Source organism: Arthrobacter sp. DNA4, from assembly GCF_024362385.1.
In the GTDB taxonomy this organism is placed as follows: Bacteria; Actinomycetota; Actinomycetes; order Actinomycetales; family Micrococcaceae; genus Arthrobacter.
In genome coordinates this window covers 2,345,900-2,370,117 of record NZ_CP101466.1, presented here as the reverse complement: position 1 = coordinate 2,370,117, position 24,218 = coordinate 2,345,900, and the positions used below count along the sequence as shown (strand labels likewise).

Genomic DNA, 24,218 nt, shown 5'->3' with positions numbered 1-24,218 from the left:
CGCCGGTCCCCGTGGCCTTTTAAGCCTTCACCCAGCTCAGCTGGGTAGCGTTGGGGACAGTACAGACGACGTCGGTACCTACCATGCCCGCCCGGCAGCAAGGAGGCAACGGTGGCCAGCCCCGCCAGCTTATGGGAGACGTTCGCCGCGGCATTTACCCAGGCGAACGTTCCCACCGTCACATGGGCGGAAATGCTGCTGTCGGTGGCGGCCGCCGTCGTGCTGTCCATCCCCCGGCGCAGTTGGCGCTACTTCGGCCTCCTGGCCACGGCGACCCACGAGCTCGGCCATGCTTTCGCTGCCCTGACCTCCGGGCAGCGGCTGTCCGGCATCCGCCTCCGGCTTGACCACTCCGGAACCACCACCACCTACAGCAGAAGCAGGCTGGCCGCCGCCTGGTCCTGCTTCTGGGGGTACCCCGTGCCTGCCCTGGCGGGCGCCGCCTTTGTGTGGTGCGGGCTGAACGGATGGGGACCCGCAGCCATGGCCGTCAGTGCGCTGGTGCTGGCGGTTTCGCTCCTGTTCCTCCGCAACCTTGCCGGGTTTGTGATTACCGGCGCTGCCATCGGCGGTGCAGGCGCGCTCACCTTCCTTGCGCCGCCTTCCGCCGTGGGGCATGTGGCCGTCATTTTCGGCCTTGCGCTGCTCGTCGCCGCAGTGCGGGACCTGCTCAAACTCACCCACGTGCACCTCCGCCGTCGGGACCGTCTCAGCAGTTCCGACGCGTATCTCCTGTACCGTGCCACGTCTGTTCCGTCCGGAATCTGGATTGCCCTGTTTACGCTCGTGGTGGCCGGCGCATGGGTGGTGGCCTGGCAGCCCATCTCGATAATCCTGCTGTAAGGCGCCTAGGGCGCAGGGGTGGCGCATAGGCTTGTGGCATGAGCCAGGAAACGGAAAGCACCACCGCAGCGACCGACCACACCAAGGGGCACAGCACCCGCGGAGCCTATGTGACAGGCGGAGCCGAATTCACCCGGGACACCAACTACATAGAGGACCGCATCACCAGGGATGCTTCGCCCGGCAGCAACGGCGAGCCGGGGTGGCCGGTGGAAGCGGGGCGCTACCGCCTGATTGCCGCCAGGGCCTGCCCGTGGGCGAACCGGACGGTCATTGTCCGCAGGCTGCTGGGGCTCGAAGAAGCCATTTCGCTGGGCCAGCCCGGCCCCACCCACGACGCGCGTTCCTGGACCTTCGACCTGGATCCGGGCGGAGTGGACCCGGTCCTGGGCATAGAGCGCCTGCAGGAGGCCTACTTTAAGCGCTTCCCGGGGTATCCGAGGGGAATCACCGTGCCCGCCATCGTCGACGTACATAGCGGTGAAGTGGTGACCAACAATTTCCCCCAGATCACCCTTGATTTCTCGACCGAGTGGACAGAATTCCACCGGCCGGGTGCTCCGCAGCTCTACCCCGTGCATCTCCGCGAAGAAATCGACCAAGTGAACAAGCGGGTGTTCACTGAGGTCAACAACGGCGTCTACCGCTGCGGCTTCGCCGGATCACAGGAGGCCTACGATTCGGCGTACCAGCGGCTGTGGACCGCTTTGGACTGGCTTGAGGAGCGCCTCTCGCAGCAGCGGTACCTGGTGGGCGACACCATCACCGAAGCGGACGTGCGGCTGTTCACCACGCTGGCACGGTTTGATCCCGTGTACCACGGTCATTTCAAGTGCAACCGCCAGAAGCTGAGCGAAATGCCCAACCTGTGGGGATATGCACGGGACCTGTTCCAGACGCCCGGCTTCGGAGACACCATCGACTTCGTGCAGATCAAGCGGCATTACTACGTCGTGCATGAGGACATCAACCCCACGGGGATCGTCCCGGCGGGCCCGGATCTGTCAGGGTGGTTGACTGATCACGGGCGGGAGTCGCTGGGCGGGCGGCCGTTTGGCGAGGGCACACCGCCGGGGCCGGTCCGGCCGGGCGAGGAAGTCGCCCCGGGACACGGCGCAGGCGCCTGAGCCAAAACAGGGCTAGAAACCGCTTTCCTCCTACACTGGATGGCATGCAGACTTCTCTGGGTTTCGTGGCGCCGGGGTACGAGGGTGCCCTGGCACTGTTTGAGTCTTTCCTCGCGGAGGACTCCCGCTACAGCGCGCAGTTGGCCGCCTACCGGAACGGCCGCGCGGTGATACGCCTGACCGGCGGCCCGGACATGGCACCGGATACGTTGACCGGCGCCTACTCCTGCTCCAAAGGGGTCGCCGCACTGGTCATCGCCCTGCTGGTCCAGGACGGTGTCCTTGACCTGGACCAGACCGTGGCGCATTACTGGCCCGAGTTTGCCGCGCACGGAAAGGACAGGCTCCTGGTCAGGGAGGCGCTGTCGCACCAGGCGGGGCTGCTGGGCGTTGAGGGCGGCTTCGGCCTGGACGAGTTCACCACGTCCAAGGCTGCCGCCCGGCTTGCGGATGCCGCTCCCTCCTGGGAGCCCGGGCGCCAGTTCGGCTACCACGCGCTCACCATCGGCATCCTCATGGAGGAACTGTGCCGGCGGACCACGGGCGAGGCCCTGCAGGATATCTATGACCAGAGAATCCGGAAGCCGCAGGACGTGGATTTCTTCCTGGGGCTGCCGGAGGACCAGGACGTCAGGTACCGGGATGTCCTCTATGAAGCAGACCCGGCGGAGGCGTGGGTCGATCCGCTCAGCCTCGATGGCATGAACGGCAACGCCCCGGTCAGCACCATCATGGAGCTGCCCAACATCCGCTCGGTGCGCGCCGCCGGCATGTCCGCGGCCGGCGGGGTGGGCTCCGCCGACGGGCTGGCGCGGTTGTATGCGGCAGCCACCACCGGCGTCGAGGGCAGCGAGCCGTTCCTCACAGCGGGGACCATCACAGCCATGACCCGGGAGCAGGTGTGGGGCCTGGACCGGTCCTCGGGCCTGGACAATGCCTTCGCCGTCGTCTTCATGAAGCCCCACCCCTCGCGGAACTTTGGCAGCCACCGCGCCTTCGGCCACGAGGGGGCCAACGCGGCCCTTGGTTTTGCCGACCCGTCCTATGGCCTGGGCTTTGGCTACATCCCCCGGCGGGCGGAAGAGGGGCGTACTCCGGGCCGGGCCCACCGCCTGGCCGCTGCGGTCCGGCGTTCAGCAGCCGGTTTGTCCTGACGCATCCCCGGCCCTACTGTTGTCCGGATGGGCAATACTCAGGCACGGCCGGATGCACGGTGGGCTCGGGGGACCCAACTTCTTAGACAATCAGTGGCGGGGCTTTCTGCTGCCTTCGCGGCGCAGCGGCTGCAACTGGCAGGGAAAGCAGCCATAGCCGCAGGGCTGGCGTTCGCCATCGCACCCCTTATGCCGGGCGCCGCCTCGCACTACGCGTACTACGCGCCGCTCGGCGCCTTGGTGGCGATGTATCACAATGTCGCCGGGTCCGTAAAGCAGGGAGCGCAGGCCTTGGCGGGGCTGGCGATGGGAATCGGCCTTGCCTTCGTCCTGGTGAGCATCGGTGCGCCCTCACCCCTGACAGTCGCCGTATTCATGGGGGTGGGCGTCCTGCTGGGCGGCTTGCCGGGCATAGGTTCAGGCAGTGATTGGATTCCGACGGCGGCCCTGCTGGTTCTGCTGGTCGGCGGCAGTAATGCCGAAGATTTCTCCTACGGATACCTTGTGCAGATGGCAGCCGGAGTGGCGGTGGGCATCGCGGTGAACTTCCTGATCTTCCCACCCCTGCACCTCAACGCCGCGGCGTCCAGCCTCGCCGACCTAAGGGTCGCCCTGGGCAAGCAGTTGCTGGACATGGGCGCCGCCTTGAAGGAAAAGTGGCCTCCTGAGCACGAAGACTGGTCGCGCAGGTCGGACGAACTGGCCGAGGCCGCAAGATCAGTGCGCCACCTGGTCAAGGAAGCCGATGCCAGCCGCAGGGCCAACCCCCGCCGGAAGCTCCATCCGCGTGACATGGACCAGGACTTTCGCGACCTGCAGGACCTGGAGCGTGTCACGTTCCATATCCAGGACATGACGGATGTGCTCTCTGACGTGATCTGGGAAGATGACGTGCCGTATGCCATCCCGTTGCAGGACAGCGAGCCCCTGGCCGACGCCATCACCGCAACCGGACAACTGGTGTCCACGGACACCGATGGTGACGACCAGGACCGGAGGGACCGCTATGACGCCGCCAAGGCGGCGGTGGAAGCCTGTATGGCTGCCACCGCGCGCAGGCCCGCAGAACAGGGAACGGTCCCTGCGTCGGAATCGGTCCTCCTCAGCCTCCACCGGATCCTCCGGGCGGTCCGTCCCCAGGACCAGGCCGGCCGCCCGGGTCCTGGAGACGGAGCCGAGGCTCCACGGCCGTGATTACAGGGCCGAAACCGTCCCGCTGAAATGGCGCCGCCCCGACCGCGGACTCCAGGCGACAAAGCTGGAGCGCTTCCACGCCCCGGACCCGCCCTGTTCCGTCGCGATCTCCAGGGCGACCCGGGAGGGCAGGAAGACCGGGGCCTCGAACTCCACGTCCCACCTGAACGAGTCGCCCCGGGCGGGGCCAACGTCCGCGAGCGCCCGGGACGCCAGGTACATGCCGTGCGCTATCGACCGCCGCATTCCCAGGGCTTTGGCCGAGAGCACACTCAGGTGGATGGGGTTGAAGTCCCCCGAGACTGCTGCGTACGCACGGCCGGTGTCCACGCCCAGGTGCCACAGGGCCGTTGGGTCAGGTGCAGTGAAATCCGCCTTGGGCGGGGTGGCTGTGGGCTTGTCGATCCCCGGCAGGAACACTCCCTTGGCCAGGTAAGTAGAAACCCCGCACCAATGCACATCACTGGAGTAAGCACGCCGCACTTCCGCCACGACGTCCACTTGCGTCCCCGCACGGTGGCCGCGGAGGTTTTCCACGCGGGCGGTCATGTCAAGAACATCGGTGAACACCAGCGGTGATCTTTGCTCAACGCTGTTGCGCAGGTGGATCATCCCCAGCAGGGGCAACGGGAAATCGTCCCTGTTCATGACGCTCATGGCCAACGGGAATGCGATGGCGTGGATGAAGCCTGCAGGGAGGACGTCACTGGCCGTCTCGCCGATCAGGTGCTGATAGGCCGTAAGGTTCTCGACCCCCACCGTGACGTCCCTGACTTCATGGCTCTCCGCCGGGAGGACGGAAGAGTCATGCGTGCCCAGGAGCCTGCGCCGTGCCGCCTGCGCGGCCGCATTCACGTAGAGCTTGGACAATGACGGCATCTCGGCCAGGACCACCGGTTGCTGGACTGTCATGCCCCCACCAGGTTCTGCCCGCACACCCGCAGCACCTCCCCGTTGATCCCGCCCGCGGCGTCGCTGGCCAGGAACGCGATGGTCTCCGCGACATCGGACGGCAGGCCGCCCTGCTGCAGCGAGTTCAGCCGTCGTGCCACCTCGCGGACGGCAAAGGGAATGCGCGCCGTCATCTCGGTTTCAATGAATCCGGGAGCCACGGCATTGATGGTGCCGCCGTGGGACGCGAGCAGGGGTGCTGTGGCACGCACCATTCCCATCACTCCGGCCTTGGACGCGGCGTAATTGGTTTGTCCCCGGTTTCCGGCGATGCCGCTGGTGGAGGCCACTGAAACAATACGCGGTGCCACCCGGAAGTGTTCGGATGCCAGCAGTGCCTCATTGATACGGAGCTGGGCGGCAATGTTGATGTTGATCACCGCGTTCCACCGTGCCTGGTCCATGTTGGCCAGGAGCTTGTCCCGCGTGACGCCGGCGTTATGCACCAGGATGTCCAGCCGCCCGTGCCGCTGCACGGCATGGTCGATGATCCGCTGGCCCGCATCCGCGCCGGTGATGTCGAGCTGCAGCGCGGTGCCGCGCACCCCGTTTGCTACCGTGGCCAGCTGGTCGCCTGCCGCAGGAATGTCGACCAGGATCAAGGTGGCACCATCGCGGTGCAGCGTCCTGGCGATCTGGGCACCGATGCCGCGGGCCGCGCCGGTCACAACGGCCACCTTGCCTGACAGCGGCTGCTCCGGGTCTGTGGGAAGACTGCCGTCCTCCGTTGACACCGTGAGGAACTGTCCGTCAACGAACGCTGACCGGCCGGAGAGGAGGAACCTTACGGCGCCCAGGGCGCTGGGGCTGGTGGCGGTGGTGCCGTCAGAAAGGACGACCCCGTTCCCTGTTGCACCTGCCCGCAGTTCCTTGGCCAGGGACCGTAGAAAGCCGTCCACCCCCTGCCGTGCTGCCGCGGCTGCGGGCGAGGACGCTTCCGACGCCGGGCGGGACAAGGTGATGATCCGGCCGCCGGCCCGCAGGTCCCGGAGGGACCCTGCCGCCGCCAGCACCGGCTTTTCCAGGTCTGCCGGATGTCCGAGCTCATCAAGGACCAGGATGATGGCTCCCAGCTTTTCGGCCGGGACGGCGTGCCGCCGAACGTCGAGGTCCCAGGACAGCAGTTCTGCAGCGAGCTTGTCCGCCCCCGGAGTATCACCGAGGACGACGACGGGTCCGGTCACCAGTGGCTGCCCGGGCTGGTAGCGGCGAAGGACCGCGGGTTGCGGAAGGCCGAGCTTCTTTGCCAGGTTGCGGCCAAGGCCGCTGTTGACCAGTTGTGAGTATGTGTCCGCCATGGCCGCCTCCTACAGAGATTCCAGGATCGCGACGACGCCCTGGCCGCGCGGCGCATACGGACACCAGGCCCCGCGCTACCGCCCGGTGGAAGCAGCCTTGGCGTGGAGCATTTTGGCCAGGGTGCCTATGATGCGGCCGCCGGTGGCGGCAAAGGGGTGGCCTGCGGCGAGCGAGGACCCGTTGACGTTGAGGCGGGAACGGTCGATGCTGCCGAACGCACCCTCAAGGCCGAGGCGGGTGCGGCCGAACTCGGCGTCCTCCCATGCTGCCAGGGTACTGAGGACGGTGGCGGCAAAGGCTTCATGGATCTCGAAGTAATCGAAGTCGGCCAGCGTCAGGTTTTGCCGGGCCAGGAGCCTGGGCACGGCGAACACCGGAGCCATCAGCAGCCCGTCCTTGCCGTGGACAAAATCAACCGCCGCGGCTTCGGCGTCCACCACGGATGCCAGCTTGGGCAGGTCGCGGGCATCAGCCCATTCGTCGGAGGCCAGCAGCACCGTGGAAGCACCGTCGGTCAGCGGGGTGGAGTTACCCGCTGTCATGGTGGCGTCTGCACCGAGGTTGCGGCCGAAGACCGGCTTCAGGGACGCGAGTTTCTCCAGTGAAGTGTCAGCCCGCAGGTTCCCGTCACGCGTCAGTCCCCGGTAGGGAGTCATCAGGTCGTCGAAGAACCCGGAGTCGTAGGCGGCAGCAAGGTTGTGGTGGCTGTTCAATGCCAGCTCGTCCTGCGCTTCCCGGGAGATCTTCCACTGCGCGGTGGTCAGGGCCTGGTGCTCGCCCATAGACAGGCCGGTACGCGGCTCCGCTGTGCCTGGGGCCAAAGGGGCCAGGTCCTTGGGCCGGAGCCGGCTGAGGATCTGGAGCCGCTGGGGAAGGGTTTTGGCCCGGTGAAGGTCCAGGACGACCTCGCGGAGCCCCTCGCTGACCACCACCGGTGCATCGGACGCGGAGTCCACGCCGCCGGCAATGGCGGAATCAATCTGTCCCAGCTTGATCTTGTTGGCGAGGCCAACCACGGTTTCAAGGCCTGTGGCGCACGCCTGCTGGAGGTCGTACACGGGGGTTTCGGCAGAAAGCGCCGATCCCAGGACGGCTTCCCGGGTGAGGTTGAAGTCACGCGAGTGCTTGAGTACCGCGCCCGCCGCCACCTGGCCGATGCGTTCGTCCTGAAGGCCGAAGCGGGCGATCAGGCCATCGAGGGCTGCCGTCAGCATGTCCTGGTTGGAGGATTTGGCGTAGGCTCCCCCGGCCCGGGCGAACGGGATCCTGTTGCCGCCGACGATCACCGCCCTGCGGGTTGCCGGGACGGCAGGCATGGCTGATCCGCCTGCGGGGATGGACTGTCCTTCTGTGGACATGGAGGGCTCCTCTGGTCACAAGTGGTTACCGATACCCAGCGTACCTGATACGCTGGGTATCGTGAACCTTCAGGACACGCACTCCCCCCTCACCATCGAAGTGCCCTCGCTTACCAGCCCCGACGGGCGTTCTTCCCGCTGGCAGAGCCACCGCGAGGAACGGCGCAGGGAACTTATCAAGCAGGCCCGCCGCGCGGTGCACGTCCTGGGCAGCGACGCTTCCATGGAGGACATCGCCACAGCAGCCGGAACGTCGAAGTCCGTCTTCTACCGTTACTTCGGGGACAAGGCAGGGCTGCAGCAGGCGGTGGGTGAGGTGGTGCTCAGCCAGATGCAGCACCGTATCCAGGAGGCCGCCCAAAGTGCCCTCACGCCGCGGGAGGGCCTGCTCGCCATGGTTTCGGCCTACCTCCAGATGGCCGATACCAGCCCCAACGTCTACACCTTCGTCACCAGCTACGCGCCAGGTGATACCGCCGGCCCCGCGCACCCAGCTGCGCCCGGCGGACCGCTGGGCCCCTTTTTTGACGCCATCGCGGACATGATCGCCACTCCCATGCGGTCACACCTCGGCGACGTCAGGGAAACCGTCATCGGCTATTGGCCAAAGGCGGCAATCGGCCTGGTACGGAATGCCGGCGAACAATGGCTGAGCACCCCGGATTCCGCTGCCAAACCTGACCAGGAGACCATGGCCCGCCAGATCACGGCGTGGCTGTGCGTGGGCATCGTCCCCGAACTCACTCCCGCTTCACCGACCACCAAGTTATCCGCCAAAGAAGGACTGTGACATGACTGACGTAGTGGACCGCCCCGCGCGCAAGGGGCTCCGTCCCGCCGCAACCCCTGCAGCCAAGCCCGTGGACGAAAGCCCCGCGCCCGCCGTCGACGTCGAGGCACTGGGCAGGCAACTCCTGGGCAAGTGGGCCGATGTACGGCTCCAGGCACGGGATCTGGCCGCCAGGTCGGAGCTTCACAAGATCGAAGGCCTGACGCACACGGAACACCGTGCCCGCGTGTTCGGCCAGCTCAAATACCTCGTGGACAATGAGGCGGTGCACCGGGCCTTTCCGTCAGAACTGGGCGGCTCGGACGACCACGGCGGCAACATCGCCGGCTTTGAGGAACTGGTGGTGGCGGACCCGTCGCTGCAGATCAAGGCAGGGGTCCAGTGGGGGCTCTTCGGATCCGCCGTGATGCACCTGGGGACCGCGGAGCACCACACCAAGTGGCTGCCCGGAATCATGAGCCTGGAAATCCCCGGCTGCTTCGCCATGACCGAGACCGGCCACGGCTCGGATGTGGCCAGCATTGCCACTACTGCAACCTATGACCCTGCCACCGAAGAGTTCATCATCCACACCCCGTTCCGCGCCGCCTGGAAGGACTACATCGGCAACGCGGCCAATGACGGCCTCGGCGCCGTCGTGTTCGCCCAGCTGGTCACCCGCGGCGTCAACCACGGCGTCCACGCCTTCTACGTGGACCTCCGGGATCCGGAGACCAAGGCGTTCCTGCCCGGCATCGGCGGGGAGGACGACGGCGTCAAGGGCGGCCTGAACGGCATCGACAACGGCCGGCTGCACTTCGACAACGTCCGGGTCCCCCGGACAAACCTCCTGAACCGGTACGGCAACGTCGACGCGGACGGAACCTACACGTCGCCCATCGCCAGCCCCGGCCGGCGCTTCTTTACGATGCTGGGCACCCTGGTCCAGGGCCGCGTGTCACTGGACGGCGCGGCCGTGGCCGCCTCCAAGGTGGCCCTGAAAGCCGCCATCCAGTACGCCACCGAACGCCGCCAGTTCAACGCGTCCTCGCACACCGAGGAAGAAGTCCTGCTCGACTACCAGCGGCACCAGCGGCGCCTGTTCACCCGTCTGGCCACCACCTACGCGGCCAGCTTTGCGCACGAGCAGCTGCTGCAGAAGTTCGACGACGTCTTCTCCGGCGCCCACGACACTGACGCAGACCGCCAGGACCTGGAAACCCTGGCCGCAGCGCTGAAGCCCCTCAGTACCTGGCACGCCCTGGACACCCTGCAGGAATGCCGTGAAGCCTGCGGCGGTGCCGGCTTCCTGATCGAAAACCGGTTCGCCTCGTTGCGCGCCGACCTCGACGTGTACGTCACCTTCGAGGGAGACAACACGGTGCTGCTCCAGTTGGTAGCCAAGCGCCTGCTGGCCGACTACGCCAAGGAGTTCCGGAACGTGGACTTCGGAGTGCTGGCCCGTTATGTGGTGAACCAGGCCGCCGGAGCTGCCGTGCACCGCACCGGCCTGCGCCAGGTGGCCCAGTTCATGGCTGACACGGGGTCGGTCCAGAAGGCCGCAATCGCCCTCCGTGACGAGGAAGGCCAGCGCGCCCTGCTCACTGACCGGGTGCAGACCATGGTGGCTGAGGCCGGTGCTGCTTTGAAGGGCAGCAAGCGCCTGTCGCAGGACAAGGGCGCGGCCCTGTTCAACCGACACCAGAATGAACTCATCGACGCCGCCCAGGCGCACGCTGAACTGCTGCAGTGGGAGGCGTTCACGGACGCCCTCCGCGAGGTGGAAGATGCGGGTACCAGGACGGTCCTCACCTGGCTGCGTGACCTCTTCGGCCTGTCCCTGATTGAGAAGAACCTGTCCTGGTACCTCATGAACGGCCGCCTCTCCATGCAGCGGGCCCGCACGGTGGGCGGCTATATCAACAGGTTGCTGGAGAAGATCCGCCCGCACGCCCTGGACCTGGTGGAGGCCTTCGGGTACGGCGAGGAGCACGTCCGCGCGGTCATCGCCACAGGCGCCGAAAAGAGCCGCCAGGACGAGGCGCGTGCGCACTTCCGCAGCCAGCGGGCCAGCGGGCAGGCCCCGGTGGACGAGAAAGTCCTGATTGCCAGGACGGCGGGCCGGAAGGCCTAACCCGGCGGACACCACCAACCGGGCAAACAACGACGGCGCCGCTCCCCCAGCCAAGGGGAGCAGCGCCGTCGTTGTTTCTACTGCCGGGACGCTCAGGCTCCGACCGGCAGCACCGAGCGGTACACCTCGAGGGTGGTTTCCGTGATCGATTCCCACGAGAAGTGCTTTTCGGCGCGCTCGCGGCCTGCCTGCCCCATAGCCCGGGCACGTGCGGGATCGGACACCACTTCGGTGAGGGCGGCTGCGAACTGGGTAACGAACTTCTCCGGGTCCAGGGGCGTTCCGGTGCCGTCGGTGACCTGTTCCAGATCCACCAGCAGGCCGGTTTCACCATGCTGGACCACCTCGGGGATGCCGCCGGTGGCACTGGCCACCACTGCGGCGCCGCAGGCCATGGCTTCAAGGTTGACGATGCCCAGCGGTTCGTAGATGGAGGGGCAGGCGAAGGCGGTGGCGTGGCTGAGGACCTGGATCAGCTCGTGCCGCGGCAGCATCCGCTCAATGAGCACCACGCCTGTGCGCTGCTTTTTCAGATCGTCGATGAGTGCTGCGGTTTCGGCCGCCAGTTCCGGGGTGTCCGCCGCGCCCAGGCACAGGACCAGCTGGACGTCAGCCGGAAGTTTCGCTGCAGAGCGCAGGAGGTAGGGAACGCCTTTCTGGCGTGTGTTTCTTCCCACAAAGACGACGCTCGGCTTGGCGGGGTCGATGCCCAGGGCGCGGACGGCGTCGTCGTTTTCGTCACGCTGCCAAAGCTCCACGTCAATGCCGTTGTGGACTACCCGGACCTTTTCCGGGTCAACGTTGGGGTAGCTGCGCAGGATGTCCTGGCGCATGCCCTCGGATACGGCGATGATCGCCGCCGCCGCTTCATAGGCCGTCTTCTCCACCCAGGAGGACAGCGCGTAGCCGCCGCCCAGCTGCTCGGCTTTCCAGGGCCGCAGCGGCTCAAGGCTGTGGGCGCTGAGAACGTGCGGAATTCCGTGCAGCAGAGAGGCCAGATGACCGGCCATGTTGGCGTACCAGGTGTGCGAATGGACCAGGTCCGCGCCCTGCACATCCGGCACAATGCGCAGGTCCACGCCGAGGGTCTGCACGGCCGCGTTGGCCCCGCCAAGGTCCTCGGGAACCTGGTACGACGTCACGGTGGCACCGTGGTAGTCGGCGTCGCGGGGAGCACCGAAAGCACGAACCTGCAGGTCAACGTGCTTACTAAGCACCCTGCTCAGTTCGGCTACGTGCACTCCGGCGCCACCGTAGATCTCGGGCGGGAACTCTTTAGTCACAATGTCTATTCGCACAAGACCCAAGGTAGTCGTTCACGGATAACTGTTCTAGTGTGAAGGAGTCCGGGCCTACCGGACTGTCTTGGGGAGTTACGAAGGCGTACAGGAGCGACCATTATGCCGTTGACCAAAAAAGTCCTGGCCATTGTCCTCGCAGGCGGCGAGGGAAACAGGCTGATGCCACTGACGGCAGACCGGGCCAAGCCTGCCGTGCCGTTTGCCGGCAGTTACCGCCTTATCGATTTCGCCATCTCCAATCTGGTGAATTCCCGCTATCTGCAAATCGTGGTTCTCACGCAATATAAATCCCACAGCCTCGACCGGCATATATCCGAAGCGTGGCGGATGTCCACCCAGCTGGGTAACTATGTCGCCTCCGTTCCCGCACAGCAGCGCGTAGGCAAGAGTTGGTTCCTGGGCAGCGCAAATGCCATCTACCAGTCCCTGAACCTGATCCATGACGCCAACCCCGACATCGTCGTCGTCGTTGGCGCAGACCACGTGTACCGTATGGACTTCGCCCAGATGGTGGAACAACACGTGCTCAGCGGGGCCAAAGCCACCGTGGCGGCCGTCCGGCAGCCGCTGCACATGGCGGACCAGTTCGGCGTCATCGAGGTGGACCAGAACGATCCGCAGAAGATCGCAGCATTCGTGGAGAAGCCTTCCAGCACCCCCGGGCTTGCTGCAGACCCCTCCCAGTTCCTGGCCTCCATGGGCAATTATGTCTTCGACGCCGATGCGTTGGTTGCTGCGCTGCATGTGGACGCCGAGCGTCTGGACACCAAGCACGACATGGGCGGGGACATCATCCCCTACTTCGTCAACAGGGGCGAGGCCGGCGTCTACGACTTCACGCTCAACGACATTCCGGGCTCCACCGAGCGCGACCGCACCTATTGGCGCGACGTGGGCACCATCGACTCGTTCTACGACGCCCACATGGACCTCATCTCCCCGCTGCCGGTGTTCAACCTCTACAACTCCGAGTGGCCCATCTACACCCGCCAGAGCATCTCCCCGCCCGCCAAGTTCGTCCGGGGCAAGAACAACACCGTGGGCACGGCGCTGGACTCCATCGTGGCCAACGGCGTGGTGATTTCCGGTGGCGTGGTGGAGGGCTCAGTACTGTCCAACGACGTCTACGTCGCAACCAGCGCCCGGGTCATCGATTCTGTCCTGATGGACAAAGTGCAGGTGGGCGAAGGGGCAGTCATCAACCGCGCCATCCTCGACAAGAACGTCAAGGTCCCTGCCGGTGCCGCCATCGGCCTCGACGCGGACCTGGACAGGTCACGCGGGTTCAAGGTCACGGACTCCGGCATCACCGTCCTCGCCAAGGGCCAGCAGGTCCCGGAACCCGGAGACGAGGAGCGCCGGCTCTCCGCACGGCACCTGAGCCAGCTGCCCGCTGCCGTTAAGGCGGCTGCTGACCAGTACCCCGACATGCGCGAGGCCGCGGACAAGGTGACCGGCGCCCACGCCGCCGCAGCAGCGGAAGCCGCGCCCGGCGCCAGGCTGCGCTGATCCGCAGGTAAATTCCCCAACGGAAGTTGCAGGCCGGGGCACCACCAGTGGTGCCCCGGCCTGCCGCGTACGCTGTAAAATTTTCCCAATGAGCTCCCCCGATCTGACCCCTGAGGACATCCAGGCCTGCCTCAAGGTCCTGAACACCATCCACGCGTACGACGAGGAGCACCCGGACTACGTCGCGGTGCGCCGTGCGACCGGAAAAATGTTCAAGGCGGTCAAGCGCCACCGCAGGGTCACCAAGCGCGATTCAATCGCCGATGCCGACCGGGCCGTGATTGCCCAGACAGCCACGGCCGCCCCGGACCGGATCGACGACGAGACCCGCGGCAACAAGCTCGCGCCGTCCGCCACCGGGAAGATCGACGGCCACCTCATCCGGTCCCGTCCCTGCTACATCTGCAAGCAGCACTACACCCAGGTGGACGCCTTCTACCACCAGCTGTGCCCGGAATGCGCGGCCTTCAGCCACAGCAAGCGTGATGCCCGGACCGATCTCACCGGCCGCAGGGCCCTGCTCACCGGCGGGCGGGCCAAGATCGGGATGTACATCGCCCTCCGGCTGCTGCGGGACGGTGCGCACACCACCATCACCACCCGGTTCCCCAAGGACGCGGCCCGGCGCTTCGCGGCGATGGAAGACAGCGGGGACTGGCTGCACCGGCTCCGTATTGTGGGAATCGACCTCCGCGATCCTGCCCAGGTCATGGCCCTGACTGACTCCCTGGATAAGGCCGGACCGCTGGACATCATCATCAACAACGCGGCCCAGACCGTGCGCCGGTCCGGCAACGCCTACAAGCCGCTGGTGGACGCAGAGGACGAGCAGCTTCCGGCGGCCCTGGAGCAGGCCAACGGCGGCCCTGAGCTCCTGACGTTCGGCCACGCCCATGACAAGCACCCGTTGGCCCTTGCCGGCAGCGTCACTGAACACCCGGTCCTGGTAAGCGACGCAATCACCTCGCTGGCGCTCTCCACCGGCTCTGCGTCACTGGAACGCATCGCCTCCGGAACCGCGATTGACGCGGGCGGCCTGGTCCCGGACCTTGCCACGATCAACAGCTGGACTCAGGTTTTGGACGAAGTGGATCCCCTGGAGATGCTCGAGGTGCAGCTCTGCAACGTCACGGCGCCCTTCCTGCTGGTCAGCCGCCTCCGGGGCGCCATGAAGCGGTCCACGGCGCGGCGCAAGTACATCGTGAACGTCTCTGCCATGGAGGGACAGTTCTCCCGCGCCTACAAGGGCCCCGGCCACCCGCACACCAATATGGCCAAGGCGGCGCTGAACATGATGACCCGCACCAGCGCCCAGGAGATGCTGGACACGGACGGCATCCTGATGACGGCCGTGGATACCGGCTGGATCACGGACGAGCGCCCGCACTTCACCAAGGTCCGGCTCATGGAGGAAGGCTTCCATGCACCCCTCGACCTGGTGGACGGTGCGGCGCGGGTCTACGATCCGATCGTCATGGGTGAAAAGGGCGAGGACCAGTACGGCGTCTTCCTGAAGGATTACAAGCCCAGCCCCTGGTGATGCGGGTATGCTCACGGCATGAGCAACGAGTCATCCACCCAAGTGCAGAATCTCGAACACCACGAATGCTGGGCGTTGCTGCGGACGGTGTCCGTGGGCAGGCTGGCGGTCCTCGTGGAGGGCCGGCCGGACATCTTCCCGGTCAACTTCACCGTGGACGGCGGCACGCTGGTGTTCCGCACCAGCCAGGGAACCAAGCTGTCGGCGGCCTCCGGGGATGCCCCGGTGGCGGTGGAGGCGGACGGAGTGGACCCTGACACGGGGCTGGCATGGAGCGTGGTCATCAAGGGCACCGCTGCCCTGGTCAAGAGCACTGAGGAAGTGCTGGAGACTTCCCGCCTGTACCTCTTCCCCTGGCAGGCGGGACGGAAGGACGCGTTTGTGCGCATCTCCCCGGACAGTGTCACGGGCCGCCGCTTCAAGGTCACCGACCCGATGACGTGGTGGACGCAGATCAGCAGTTCCGCCAGGTCGGCATCGGAATAGGCCGACGGCGGGTTCCCCGGCCACGGAGGCCGGGGAACCCGGTCCGTCAGGCGAGTTGGGTGATCTCCACGCTGACTTTCAGGGCGGAGCCGCCGCCGCCGGACAGGATGCCCTTCAGCGGGGACACGTCGCGATAGTCGCGGCCCCTGGCCACCGTGACATGGAAGTCACCGGCGGGTTTGTGGTTGGTGGGGTCCCAGCTCCGCCAGTCCCCGTCCCACCATTCCAGCCATGCGTGCGACTGCCCGGCCACGGTCTCACCGATTCCGGCGCTGGAGCGCGGGTGCAGGTAGCCGGAGACGTAGCGCGCCGGAATGCCACAGCTGCGCAGTGCACCGATGGCCAGGTGCGCCAGGTCCTGGCACACCCCCTGGCGCTGGCCCCAGGCTTCCTCCGCGTTGGTGGTGACGGCAGTGGAGCCGGACATGTACGTCATCTCCCCGCGCATCCAGGCGAAGACCGCCATGGCAGCTTCGTGCGGATTCTTCCCTGCCACGACGCCGGGGATGATGCCCAGGACCTCGTCCCCCGGGCCGCTCAGCCGGGACTGCGGCAGCCAGTCGCTGAACGCGTCAAGCGTCTCCGGCGACGCCAGTTCATCCCAGCCCACGATGTCTGCCTCGGCGGGGATCTTCTCAGCCCGGTGCACCTCGACGGTGATGTTGGAGACCACCTCGAGGTTTTCGTGCGGCATCTGCATGTCAAAGGCCGTGACCCTGGTCCCCCAGTAGTCGCGGTAGGTGCTCACGGCAGCCTGCGACGGGGAGACCTTCACCACGGACTCCAGGACCACCTGCTGTGAATCCGTCAGCGGCGTCATCCGTGCCTCGTTATAGGACAGCGTCACCCGCTTGTTGTACTTGTAGGCCGTCCTGTGGACGATGCTCAACCGGGTCATGACACTTCTCCCACCCAGGCAAGTTCGTCCGCCTGATTGAAGTACTTACGGGAAATGGCGTCCGAGGCCTGGGACACCGCCTTCTGCACCCGCTCCATGTGCTCCGGCAGTTCGGACATGAGGTCATCCGTGCGGTGGAACTCAAGGAAGGTCCGGGCCTGGCCCACGATGCGGCGGGCATCGTTGATGAAACCCACGCGCTGGGCGGACGGGTCAAGTTTGGCCAGGCACTCGTCCGCGTCCCGCAGGGCATAGACGATGGACCGCGGGAACAGCCGGTCCAGGAGCAGGAACTCTGCAGCGTGCTGGTCTCCGAACGCAGCGCGGCGGGTGCGGAGGAAGGATTCGTATGCGCCGGCGCACCGGAGCATGTTCACCCAGGACATGCCTGCGGAGAGGACGTCCCGGGTGGAGAGCATCCGCGCCGTCATGTCGGCACGCTCCAGCGAACGGCCAAGGACCAGGAAGAGCCAGCTCTCGTCATGGCTCACGGTGGTGTCGGCAAGGCCGCTGACCATTGCGGTGCGCTCCAGGGTCCAGTTGCAGAAACGGTAGGTGCCCACCACGTCCTTGCGGTGCTGGCTCAGCCCGTAGTAGGTGGTGTTCAGGCTTTCCCACAGCCCGGAGGACACGGTCTCGCGTGCACGGCGGGCGTTCTCGCGGGCGGCACCCAAGGAACCGGCAATGGACGTGGCGCTGGTCTTGTCATAGGCCAGGGCGTGGAGCAGTTCCGGCAGACCGAAATCCTCGCTCTGCGGCTTGGCGCCCATGACGGCCAGGAGTTCCTGTGCCACGCTCTTCCGCTCCTCCATGGGGAGGTGGTTCAGGCGTTCCAGGTGGACATCCAAAATGCGGGCGGTACCGTCCGCCCGCTCCACATAGCGGCCGATCCAAAACAGGGACTCGGCAATACGGCTAAGCATTCGCGGCTACCTCCTGCGCGCCCGGAACGTTATCAAAGAAATGTGCGACGGCGGCCAGGTCTTCACGTGCCGGGCTCACTGCTGCTGCTCCGACTGGCGGTCGCGCCAGTTGCTTTCCACCGGCCACACAGAGACGCGTTCGCGGACCGTGACGGACTGGCGTGGAACGGTTTCGACCGGCATCTGGGGTGAGTCGGCAAGGACCCAGGTGTCCTTGGACCCACCGCCCTGGCTGGAGTTTACGATCAGGGACCCTTCCTTCAGCGCGACGCGGGTCAGGCCGCCCGGGAGCACCCAGACGTCGTCACCATCGTTCACGGCGAAGGGCCGCAGGTCCACGTGGCGGGGCCCGAACTTGTCACCACCGAGGGTGGGAACGGTGGAGAGCTGCAGCACCGGCTGGGCGATCCAGCCGCGGGGATCGGAGATGATCCGCTGGCGGAGGGCGTCCAGTTCATCCTTGGAGGCATCGGGACCGATGACCAGGCCCTTGCCGCCGGAGCCATCCACCGGCTTGACCACCAGTTCCGCCAGATTGTCTAGGGTGTACTCCCGGGCCTCCTTTTCCTCGAGGCGGAAGGTGTCCACGTTGGCGATAATGGGCTCCTCGCTGAGGTAGTAGCGGATCAGGTCAGGCACGTAACTGTAAACCAGTTTGTCGTCTGCCACGCCATTGCCTACCGCGTTGGCGATGGTAACGCCGCCGGCACGGGCGGCGTTGACCAGGCCGGGGCAGCCAAGCATTGAGTCGGACCGGAACTGCAGCGGGTCCAGGAAGTCGTCGTCAATCCGCTTGTAGATGACGTCCACGCGCTGTTCGCCGGCCGTGGTGCGCATGTAGACGCGGTTTCCGCGGCAGATGAGGTCGCGGCCCTCCACCAGTTCCACGCCCATGAGGCCGGCCAGGAGGGTGTGCTCGAAGTAGGCGCTGTTGAACACGCCGGGGGTCAGGACGACGACGGTGGGATCGTCCACGCCGGCGGGCGCGGTTTTGCGCAGGGCCGAGAGCAGCCGCCGGGGGTACTCTTCCACGGGCCGGATAAGCTGCTGGCCGAATGCCTCGGGCAGGCCCTTGGCCATGGCGCGCCGGTTTTCCAGCACGTAGCTGACACCGGAAGGGACGCGGACGTTGTCCTCCAGGACGCGGAAGGTGCCGGCGGCGTCGCGGACGACGTCGATGCCGGAGATGTGGACCCGCACCCCGCCCGCGGGTTCAAAGCCGTGGACCTGCCGGTGGAAGTGGGCGCTGGTGGTCACGAGCTGGCGGGGAATCACGCCGTCGGAGACCACGGTCATTTTGTCGTAGACGTCGTTCAGGAACGCTTCCAGGGCGCGGACGCGCTGCGCCACGCCGCGTTCCAGGACATCCCACTCAGCCGCGGGGATGACACGGGGCACGATGTCGAGGGGGAAGGGCCGTTCCTCGCCCGCGTAGTCGAACGTCACTCCCCGGTCCAGGAAGGTGCGGGCCATGGAGTCGGCGCGTGCGCTCACATCCGCCAGGGAGAGCTTCCGGAGCGCCTCCGCCACCTGCCCGTACGAGTCCCTGGCCTGTTGCCCGGGGGCAAACATCTCGTCGTAGGCTCCGGTGCGGCCCGCGGCCTCGGAGTAATCCTGGAATAGGTCTGACATGTCCAATAGCCAACCATCTTTTTGTTTCGAGTTCATTACTGCCATCCATTCTGGCGTGTTGTCGCCGGCAGCCCGGTTCGTACTTTACTGGCCTCTTCAGGCACAGTAGGTGAGTGCCAAGCAGCAGAAGCCTCCCCGTGCCGGGCCACGGCAGGTTCCGGGTCCTTTTGGCGCGGTTGGTTCCAGGCCTGTTGACGGCGGCGGCCGCCGTGGCAGTTGCCTTCCTGGTGCACGGGATCCTGCCGGCATTGCCTGCGATGACCATGGCTGTGGTCCTGGGTGTCCTGGCCGCCAACCTGCCCGGTGCCGGCAGCTGGACCGGGGGCCGGGCCCGTGCAGGGCTCGACTTCGCGGGCAAGCATCTGATGCGCGGCGGGATCGTGCTGCTGGGCCTGAAAGTCAGCGTCATGGATGTCCTCAACCTCGGGTGGTAAGCCCTGGTCCTGATCGTGGGTGTCGTCGCGGCCAGTTTCGGCGGCACCTACGCAATCTCGCGGCTGTTCCGCCTCCCGCCGGTAACCTCGCTCCTGGTGGCCACCGGGTTCTCCATTTGCGGCGCATCGGCCATCGGCGCCATGGCCGCCGTCCGCCGCATCCGGCACGCCGAAACTGTCCTGCCGGTGGCCCTGGTGACGCTCTGCGGAACGCTCGCCATCGGCGTCCTGCCCCTCCTCGCACACCCCCTGGGCCTGACGGCCACGGTGTTCGGTGCCTGGACCGGCGCGTCCGTGCACGACGTGGGCCAGGTGGTGGCCACGGCGCAAATCGCCGGGACCGCCGCCCTGGCGATCGCCGTCGTCGTCAAGCTCACCCGTGTGCTGCTGCTGGCGCCCATTGTTGCCGCGGCCGGCGCGCACCACAGGAACGGTGCGCGCGCCCTGGGCGCCGCCAACGGCACCACCTCGAAAATGCCGCCGGTGGTGCCCCTGTTCGTGCTGGGCTTCGTGGCCATGGTGGCTCTCCGCTCCACCGGCTGGCTGGCCCCGGCCTGGCTCGATACCGGCGCCACGCTGCAGGACATCCTCCTGGGGGCGGCCCTGTTCGGGCTGGGCTCGGCCGTCAGGATCAGAACGCTGCTCCATACAGGAGGGCAGGCGCTCCTGGCGGCGGTGGCATCCTGGCTTCTGATTGCCGTGCTGGGCCTGGCGGCTGCCTTCCTGATCGCGGGCTGAGCGGACGCACCGGCCGCGTGATTAGATAGCCGGGTGTCACATGAGAATCTGCAGCGCAGCGAAGCCTCCGAACGTTCAGCCCTGATCAGCACCACCAGCTACGACGTCTCGCTCGATGTGCGGCAGGCAGCAGATCCGGCGGTTCCCGGCTACACCAGCCGCAGCGTCATCACCTTCACCGCAGAACCCGGCTCCAGCACCTTCCTGGACTTCATCGGCGGCAGCGTCCACAGTGTGATCCTCAACGGCAGGAGCCTGCCTGTTGGGGACGTGGTGGACGGCGCACGGATCATGCTGGAGAACCTGCGGGCCGAAAACCAGGTGACCGTGACCGGCACGGCGCTGTACAGCCGCTCCGGCGAGGGCATGCACCGGTTCGTGGACCCCGCCGACGGCCAGTGCTACCTGTACACCCAGTACGAGCCGGCTGACGCGCGCCGGGTCTTCGCCAACTTCGAACAGCCCGACCTGAAGGCAACCTACACCTTCCACGTGATGGCTCCGGCGGAGTGGAAGGTGGCCTCGAACGGCGCAGAGGTGAACCGCACGCTGCTGACCAGCGATCCAGCCACTGCCTGCTGGGACTTCGCCACCACCCTGCCGATGTCCACCTATATCACCAGCATCCTGGCCGGGCCCTACTTCAGCGCCGAGGACCGGTGGCAGGCAACGCTCGGCGACGGCACGCGCCTGGACGTCCCGCTGGCCCTCTACTGCCGGGCGTCCATGGCGGATTCCTTCGACACGGAAGAGCTCTTTGCCCTCACGAAGAAGGGCCTGGACTTCTTCAACCGCCTTTTCGACTACCCCTACCCGTGGGGCAAATACGACCAGGCGTTCGTGCCCGAGTACAACCTGGGCGCCATGGAGAACCCGGGGCTGGTGACGTTCACCGAGAGCTATGTGTTCACTTCCCGCGCCACGGACGCGCAGTACCAGGCGCGCGCCAACACCCTGATGCACGAGATGGCGCACATGTGGTTCGGCGACCTGGTGACCATGCAGTGGTGGGACGATCTCTGGCTGAAGGAGTCCTTCGCCGATTACATGGGAACCCTTGGCGTGGACCGGGCAACAAACTGGGAGACCGCCTGGGTCAACTTCGCCAACAAACGCAAGGCCTGGGCCTACGTGCAGGACCAGCTCCCCACCACCCATCCCATCGTGGCTGACATCCCCGACCTTGAAGCGGCCAAGCAGAACTTCGACGGCATCACCTACGCCAAGGGCGCCTCGGTCCTCAAGCAGCTGGTGGCGTACGTGGGTTTTGATTCGTTCATCGCAGGGTCCCGGGAGTACTTCCGGAAACACGCCTACGGGAACACGTCGCTGGCCGACCTCCTGGCGGCCCTGGATGCCGCCTCGGGCCGCGACCTGTCCGGCTGGGCCCGGCAGTGGCTTCAGACGTCCGGCATCTCGATGCTGTCCCTGGATATTTCCACCGTGGACGGTTCGTCCAAGGACCCCGCCTCGGAGAGAGCAGCAACGGGCGACGACGGCGTGCTGGGACAGGTGGCGATCGTCCAGGAAGCGGTGGACCCGGTCACGGGACGGGAAGAGCTGCGTCCGCACCGCCTCCGCGTCGGTTCCTACGACTTCGACACCGACGGCGCCCTGGTGCGGACCGGAACCATCGAAACCGACGTGGCCGGTGCCCGGACTGAACTCCCCCAGCTTGCCGGCCAGCCGCGGCCCGCGCTCCTGCTGGTCAACGATGACGACCTGACCTACGCCAAGGTGCGGCTGGATCCGGTGTCAGAAGCCACAGTACGTGCCTCGCTGGACCACATCACCGATCCCATGGCCCGGGCCCTGTGCTGGACGGCGCTGTGGAACTCGGCGCGGGACGGCGAAAGCCCCGCACCCATGTACGTGGACGCCGTGACAGCCTTCGCTGCGGCTGAGACGGGCATCGGCGTACTCCTGAACGTCCTCGACAACGCCGCGACCGCCGTCGAACGCTATACGCCCGCCGCCACCCGCGGCAGGGTGCGCGCGTCCTTCCTGGCGGCAGCCGCCGCCGAACTGGACCAGGCCGCCCCGTGCTCGGACCAGCAGCTCGCCTGGGCCCGCACCCTCGGCACGCTCAGCAGGCAGGACGGTGCCCTGCTCCCCCGGCTCCGTGGCCTGCTGGATGGAACGTCCGCCGTCGAGGGGCTGGCGGTGGACGCCGAGCTCCGCTGGCACCTCTGGCATGCCTTGGCAGCCAATGGCCAGGCCTCCGCGGCCGAGCTCGACGCCGAGCTGGCCCGCGACACCACCGCCTCCGGCCGGGCAGGGCACGCAACAGCCACGGCGTCCCGTCCCGACCGCGACGTCAAGGCTGCCGCCTGGGATGCGGCCGTCCACGGGACCGGGCTGTCCAACCAGCTTCTGACCGCGACCATCAGCGGCTTCACCACCGCGCCGCCGGCGCTGCTGGAACCCTACGTGGAGCCCTACTTCGCATGCCTGCGCGCTGCGTGGGACTCGCGGAGCATCGAGATCGCCAGCCGGATTGTCCGGGGCCTCTATCCTGCAGCCCAGGACCTCGCGGACGGCATGGAGCCCAAGGACCACCCCGTGGTCCGGCGGACGGATGCCTGGCTGGACGCCAACGCGGACGCGCCGCACGCACTGCGCCGGATCATCGTGGAGCAGCGCAGCCACCTGCTGCGCGCACTCACGGCACAGGCCGCCGTCGTTCCCCACCGGCCATCGATTGCTCCGTAACTGCCGGTTTGGGGCCCCAAAACGGCAGCTACTCAGCAATCGATGGGTCTAGGGGACGCGGTGGAGCCATTCCGGGGTGCCGAACTTGGCGGCCACCCGGTCCTCGGCAGCTGCCAGCTCGTGTCCCGCGAGCGTTGATGGTGTGGCCCCGTAACGCTCGCTGAAGACCTCGATCATTGCCTCGATGATAGCCGGGCGGGCCAGGCCGGTCTGGCGGCGGAGCGGATCCACCCGCTTCTTGGCGCTGCGGGTGCCCTTGTCGGACAGCTTCTCCTTGCCGATCCGGAGGACCTCGACCATCTTGTCGGCGTCGATGTCGTAGCTCATGGTGACGTGGTGCAGCATGCCGCCGTTGGCAAGGCGCTTCTGCGCGGCGCCGCCGATCTTCCCCTGGTCCGTGGCGATGTCGTTCAACGGGATGTAGAAGGCATTGATGCCGAGTTTTTCCAGCGCGGCCATGACCCAGGCGTCAAGGAACGGGTAGGAGTCCGCGAAGCTCAGTCCGTCCACCAGGGTCTGGGGCAGGTAGAGCGAGTAGGTGATGCAGTTGCCGGCCTCCATGAACATCGCTCCCCCGCCGCTGATCCGGCGGACCACATTGATGCCGTGCCTGGCCACGCCCTCGGGATCCACCTCATTCTGCACGGACTGGAAGCTGCCGATGACCACCGACGGTTCCTGCCAGTCCCAGAACCGCAGGGTGGGCGTGCGCGCCCCCGCACCCACGGCCTCGGTGAGCACCTCGTCAAGGGCAACGTTGATTTCCGTGGGAAGCACGGTGGGCGCGATGACGTTCCACTGGTGGTCTCCCCAGGAGGTCGCCTTGGCCAGGGCACGCCGGACCGTCACGGCAACGGCGTCCGCGGAGAAGCCGAATAGCACGGCTCCGGGCGGCAGGGCGGCTGTGACGGCGGCGGCGAGGTCTGCGGCAGGTGTGGTTTCCGGAAGCCCGGTCAGCGCCCGGTTGATGTCCTCCAGGGCCTCGTCCGGCTCCAGGAAGAAGTCCCCACTGACGGAGACGTCCGCCAGTGCGCCGTCCACCACGGCCAGGTCCACCACCACCAGCTTGCCGCCGGGAACCTTGTACTCCCCGTGCAGGCGCTGGTTGCTGTCGGCATTGCTGGCAGGAAATCCGGACTCGCTCATGCTTCCCATCCTGCCCCAGAAAACCGGTGCGCGGTTAACGCGGAAGGCCCGCACCGTTTCCGGTGCGGGC

17 protein-coding genes and 2 pseudogenes are annotated in these 24,218 nt (G+C 66.7%); 11 read left to right on the top strand and 8 right to left on the bottom strand.

Translation table 11 applies throughout. The features are described 5' to 3' along the window. The first annotated feature begins 111 nt into the window (after positions 1-111). The 4 genes from NMQ03_RS10835 (at position 112) to NMQ03_RS10820 (ending at position 4,318) form a co-directional block, all read left to right on the top strand. Positions 112-843 carry a M50 family metallopeptidase gene (locus tag NMQ03_RS10835; RefSeq protein WP_255172222.1) on the top strand — a complete coding sequence of 244 codons (732 nt, stop codon included), beginning with the start codon at positions 112-114 and terminating at the stop codon, positions 841-843. Between the two features lie 38 nt (positions 844-881). Then, the gene (locus NMQ03_RS10830) at positions 882-1,970 is read left to right on the top strand and encodes a glutathione S-transferase family protein (protein WP_255172221.1); all 1,089 of its coding nucleotides are present in this window, start codon (positions 882-884) and stop codon (positions 1,968-1,970) included. Between the two features lie 44 nt (positions 1,971-2,014). After that, on the top strand, positions 2,015-3,124 hold the full coding sequence (locus NMQ03_RS10825; RefSeq protein WP_255172220.1) for a serine hydrolase domain-containing protein: 1,110 nt from the start codon (positions 2,015-2,017) through the stop codon (positions 3,122-3,124). A gap of 93 nt (positions 3,125-3,217) precedes the next feature. Then, the gene (locus tag NMQ03_RS10820) at positions 3,218-4,318 is read left to right on the top strand and encodes an aromatic acid exporter family protein (protein ID WP_255172219.1); all 1,101 of its coding nucleotides are present in this window, start codon (positions 3,218-3,220) and stop codon (positions 4,316-4,318) included. Here NMQ03_RS10820 and NMQ03_RS10815 read toward each other — a convergent pair whose 3' ends face one another. From NMQ03_RS10815 to NMQ03_RS10805, 3 genes and pseudogenes are all read right to left on the bottom strand, one after another. Beyond that, on the bottom strand, positions 4,319-5,230 hold the full coding sequence (locus NMQ03_RS10815; RefSeq protein WP_255172218.1) for a MaoC/PaaZ C-terminal domain-containing protein: 912 nt from the start codon (positions 5,228-5,230) through the stop codon (positions 4,319-4,321). Further along, positions 5,227-6,567 carry a 3-oxoacyl-ACP reductase gene (locus NMQ03_RS10810; protein ID WP_255172217.1) on the bottom strand — a complete coding sequence of 447 codons (1,341 nt, stop codon included), beginning with the start codon at positions 6,565-6,567 and terminating at the stop codon, positions 5,227-5,229. The genes NMQ03_RS10815 and NMQ03_RS10810 overlap by 4 nt, the downstream gene beginning before the upstream one ends. A 9-nt stretch (positions 6,568-6,576) precedes the next feature. Further along, positions 6,577-7,926: pseudogene (locus NMQ03_RS10805) on the bottom strand (acetyl-CoA C-acetyltransferase). On the opposite strand from NMQ03_RS10805, the gene NMQ03_RS10800 reads away from it, so the two are divergent. Both NMQ03_RS10800 and NMQ03_RS10795 read left to right on the top strand, forming a co-directional pair. Beyond that, complete coding sequence (locus NMQ03_RS10800) at positions 7,925-8,716, top strand: TetR/AcrR family transcriptional regulator (RefSeq protein WP_255172216.1); 792 nt, start codon at positions 7,925-7,927, stop codon at positions 8,714-8,716. The pseudogene NMQ03_RS10805 and the gene NMQ03_RS10800 overlap by 2 nt on opposite strands. Position 8,717: 1 nt before the next feature. Continuing rightward, positions 8,718-10,829 (top strand): acyl-CoA dehydrogenase, encoded by a 2,112-nt coding sequence (locus tag NMQ03_RS10795; protein ID WP_255172215.1) that lies wholly within the window; start codon positions 8,718-8,720, stop codon positions 10,827-10,829. Between the two features lie 92 nt (positions 10,830-10,921). Here NMQ03_RS10795 and glgA read toward each other — a convergent pair whose 3' ends face one another. Beyond that, a complete protein-coding gene (gene glgA, locus NMQ03_RS10790; RefSeq protein WP_255172214.1) occupies positions 10,922-12,127 on the bottom strand; it encodes a glycogen synthase in 1,206 nt (401 codons plus the stop codon). A 102-nt stretch (positions 12,128-12,229) separates the two neighbouring features. On the opposite strand from glgA, the gene glgC reads away from it, so the two are divergent. The 3 genes from glgC (at position 12,230) to NMQ03_RS10775 (ending at position 15,665) form a co-directional block, all read left to right on the top strand. Next, positions 12,230-13,639 (top strand): glucose-1-phosphate adenylyltransferase, encoded by a 1,410-nt coding sequence (gene glgC, locus NMQ03_RS10785; protein ID WP_255172213.1) that lies wholly within the window; start codon positions 12,230-12,232, stop codon positions 13,637-13,639. Positions 13,640-13,727: 88 nt separating this feature from the next. Next, a complete protein-coding gene (locus NMQ03_RS10780) occupies positions 13,728-15,179 on the top strand; it encodes an SDR family NAD(P)-dependent oxidoreductase (protein ID WP_255172212.1) in 1,452 nt (483 codons plus the stop codon). A gap of 18 nt (positions 15,180-15,197) precedes the next feature. Next, the gene (locus NMQ03_RS10775; protein ID WP_255172211.1) at positions 15,198-15,665 is read left to right on the top strand and encodes a pyridoxamine 5'-phosphate oxidase family protein; all 468 of its coding nucleotides are present in this window, start codon (positions 15,198-15,200) and stop codon (positions 15,663-15,665) included. Positions 15,666-15,711: 46 nt separating this feature from the next. On the opposite strand, the gene NMQ03_RS10770 is transcribed toward NMQ03_RS10775, so the two are convergent. The 3 genes from NMQ03_RS10770 to NMQ03_RS10760 all read right to left on the bottom strand — a co-directional run bounded on the left by NMQ03_RS10770 (position 15,712) and on the right by NMQ03_RS10760 (position 19,118). Then, a complete protein-coding gene (locus NMQ03_RS10770) occupies positions 15,712-16,563 on the bottom strand; it encodes a transglutaminase family protein (protein WP_255172210.1) in 852 nt (283 codons plus the stop codon). Beyond that, positions 16,560-17,486, bottom strand: a complete 927-nt coding sequence (locus NMQ03_RS10765) for an alpha-E domain-containing protein (RefSeq protein ID WP_141160461.1) — start codon at positions 17,484-17,486, stop codon at positions 16,560-16,562. The genes NMQ03_RS10770 and NMQ03_RS10765 overlap by 4 nt, the downstream gene beginning before the upstream one ends. Before the next feature lie 75 nt (positions 17,487-17,561). Further along, entirely contained in the window at positions 17,562-19,118 is a 1,557-nt protein-coding gene (locus tag NMQ03_RS10760; RefSeq protein ID WP_255172209.1) for a circularly permuted type 2 ATP-grasp protein, read from the bottom strand. A 167-nt stretch (positions 19,119-19,285) separates the two neighbouring features. On the opposite strand from NMQ03_RS10760, the pseudogene NMQ03_RS10755 reads away from it, so the two are divergent. Beyond that, positions 19,286-20,290, top strand: a pseudogene (locus tag NMQ03_RS10755) (YeiH family protein). Between the two features lie 33 nt (positions 20,291-20,323). Continuing rightward, complete coding sequence (gene pepN, locus NMQ03_RS10750) at positions 20,324-23,002, top strand: aminopeptidase N (protein ID WP_255172208.1); 2,679 nt, start codon at positions 20,324-20,326, stop codon at positions 23,000-23,002. Between the two features lie 48 nt (positions 23,003-23,050). Here the strand turns inward: pepN and NMQ03_RS10745 are convergent, their stop codons facing one another. After that, positions 23,051-24,148, bottom strand: a complete 1,098-nt coding sequence (locus NMQ03_RS10745; RefSeq protein WP_255172207.1) for a biotin/lipoate A/B protein ligase family protein — start codon at positions 24,146-24,148, stop codon at positions 23,051-23,053. Positions 24,149-24,218: the final 70 nt, after the last annotated feature.

Coding starts and splice junctions, on each gene's coding strand:
- NMQ03_RS10775 (WP_255172211.1), top strand. CDS start 15,198: ATGAGCAACGAGTCATCCACCCAAGTGCAGAATCTCGAACACCACGAA.
- NMQ03_RS10830 (WP_255172221.1), top strand. CDS start 882: ATGAGCCAGGAAACGGAAAGCACCACCGCAGCGACCGACCACACCAAG.
- NMQ03_RS10825 (WP_255172220.1), top strand. CDS start 2,015: ATGCAGACTTCTCTGGGTTTCGTGGCGCCGGGGTACGAGGGTGCCCTG.
- NMQ03_RS10745 (WP_255172207.1), bottom strand. CDS start 24,148: ATGAGCGAGTCCGGATTTCCTGCCAGCAATGCCGACAGCAACCAGCGC.
- NMQ03_RS10770 (WP_255172210.1), bottom strand. CDS start 16,563: ATGACCCGGTTGAGCATCGTCCACAGGACGGCCTACAAGTACAACAAG.
- NMQ03_RS10780 (WP_255172212.1), top strand. CDS start 13,728: ATGAGCTCCCCCGATCTGACCCCTGAGGACATCCAGGCCTGCCTCAAG.
- glgC (WP_255172213.1), top strand. CDS start 12,230: ATGCCGTTGACCAAAAAAGTCCTGGCCATTGTCCTCGCAGGCGGCGAG.
- NMQ03_RS10815 (WP_255172218.1), bottom strand. CDS start 5,230: ATGACAGTCCAGCAACCGGTGGTCCTGGCCGAGATGCCGTCATTGTCC.
- NMQ03_RS10800 (WP_255172216.1), top strand. CDS start 7,925: ATGGAGGGCTCCTCTGGTCACAAGTGGTTACCGATACCCAGCGTACCT.
- NMQ03_RS10760 (WP_255172209.1), bottom strand. CDS start 19,118: ATGTCAGACCTATTCCAGGATTACTCCGAGGCCGCGGGCCGCACCGGA.
- NMQ03_RS10765 (WP_141160461.1), bottom strand. CDS start 17,486: ATGCTTAGCCGTATTGCCGAGTCCCTGTTTTGGATCGGCCGCTATGTG.
- NMQ03_RS10795 (WP_255172215.1), top strand. CDS start 8,718: ATGACTGACGTAGTGGACCGCCCCGCGCGCAAGGGGCTCCGTCCCGCC.
- NMQ03_RS10810 (WP_255172217.1), bottom strand. CDS start 6,567: ATGGCGGACACATACTCACAACTGGTCAACAGCGGCCTTGGCCGCAAC.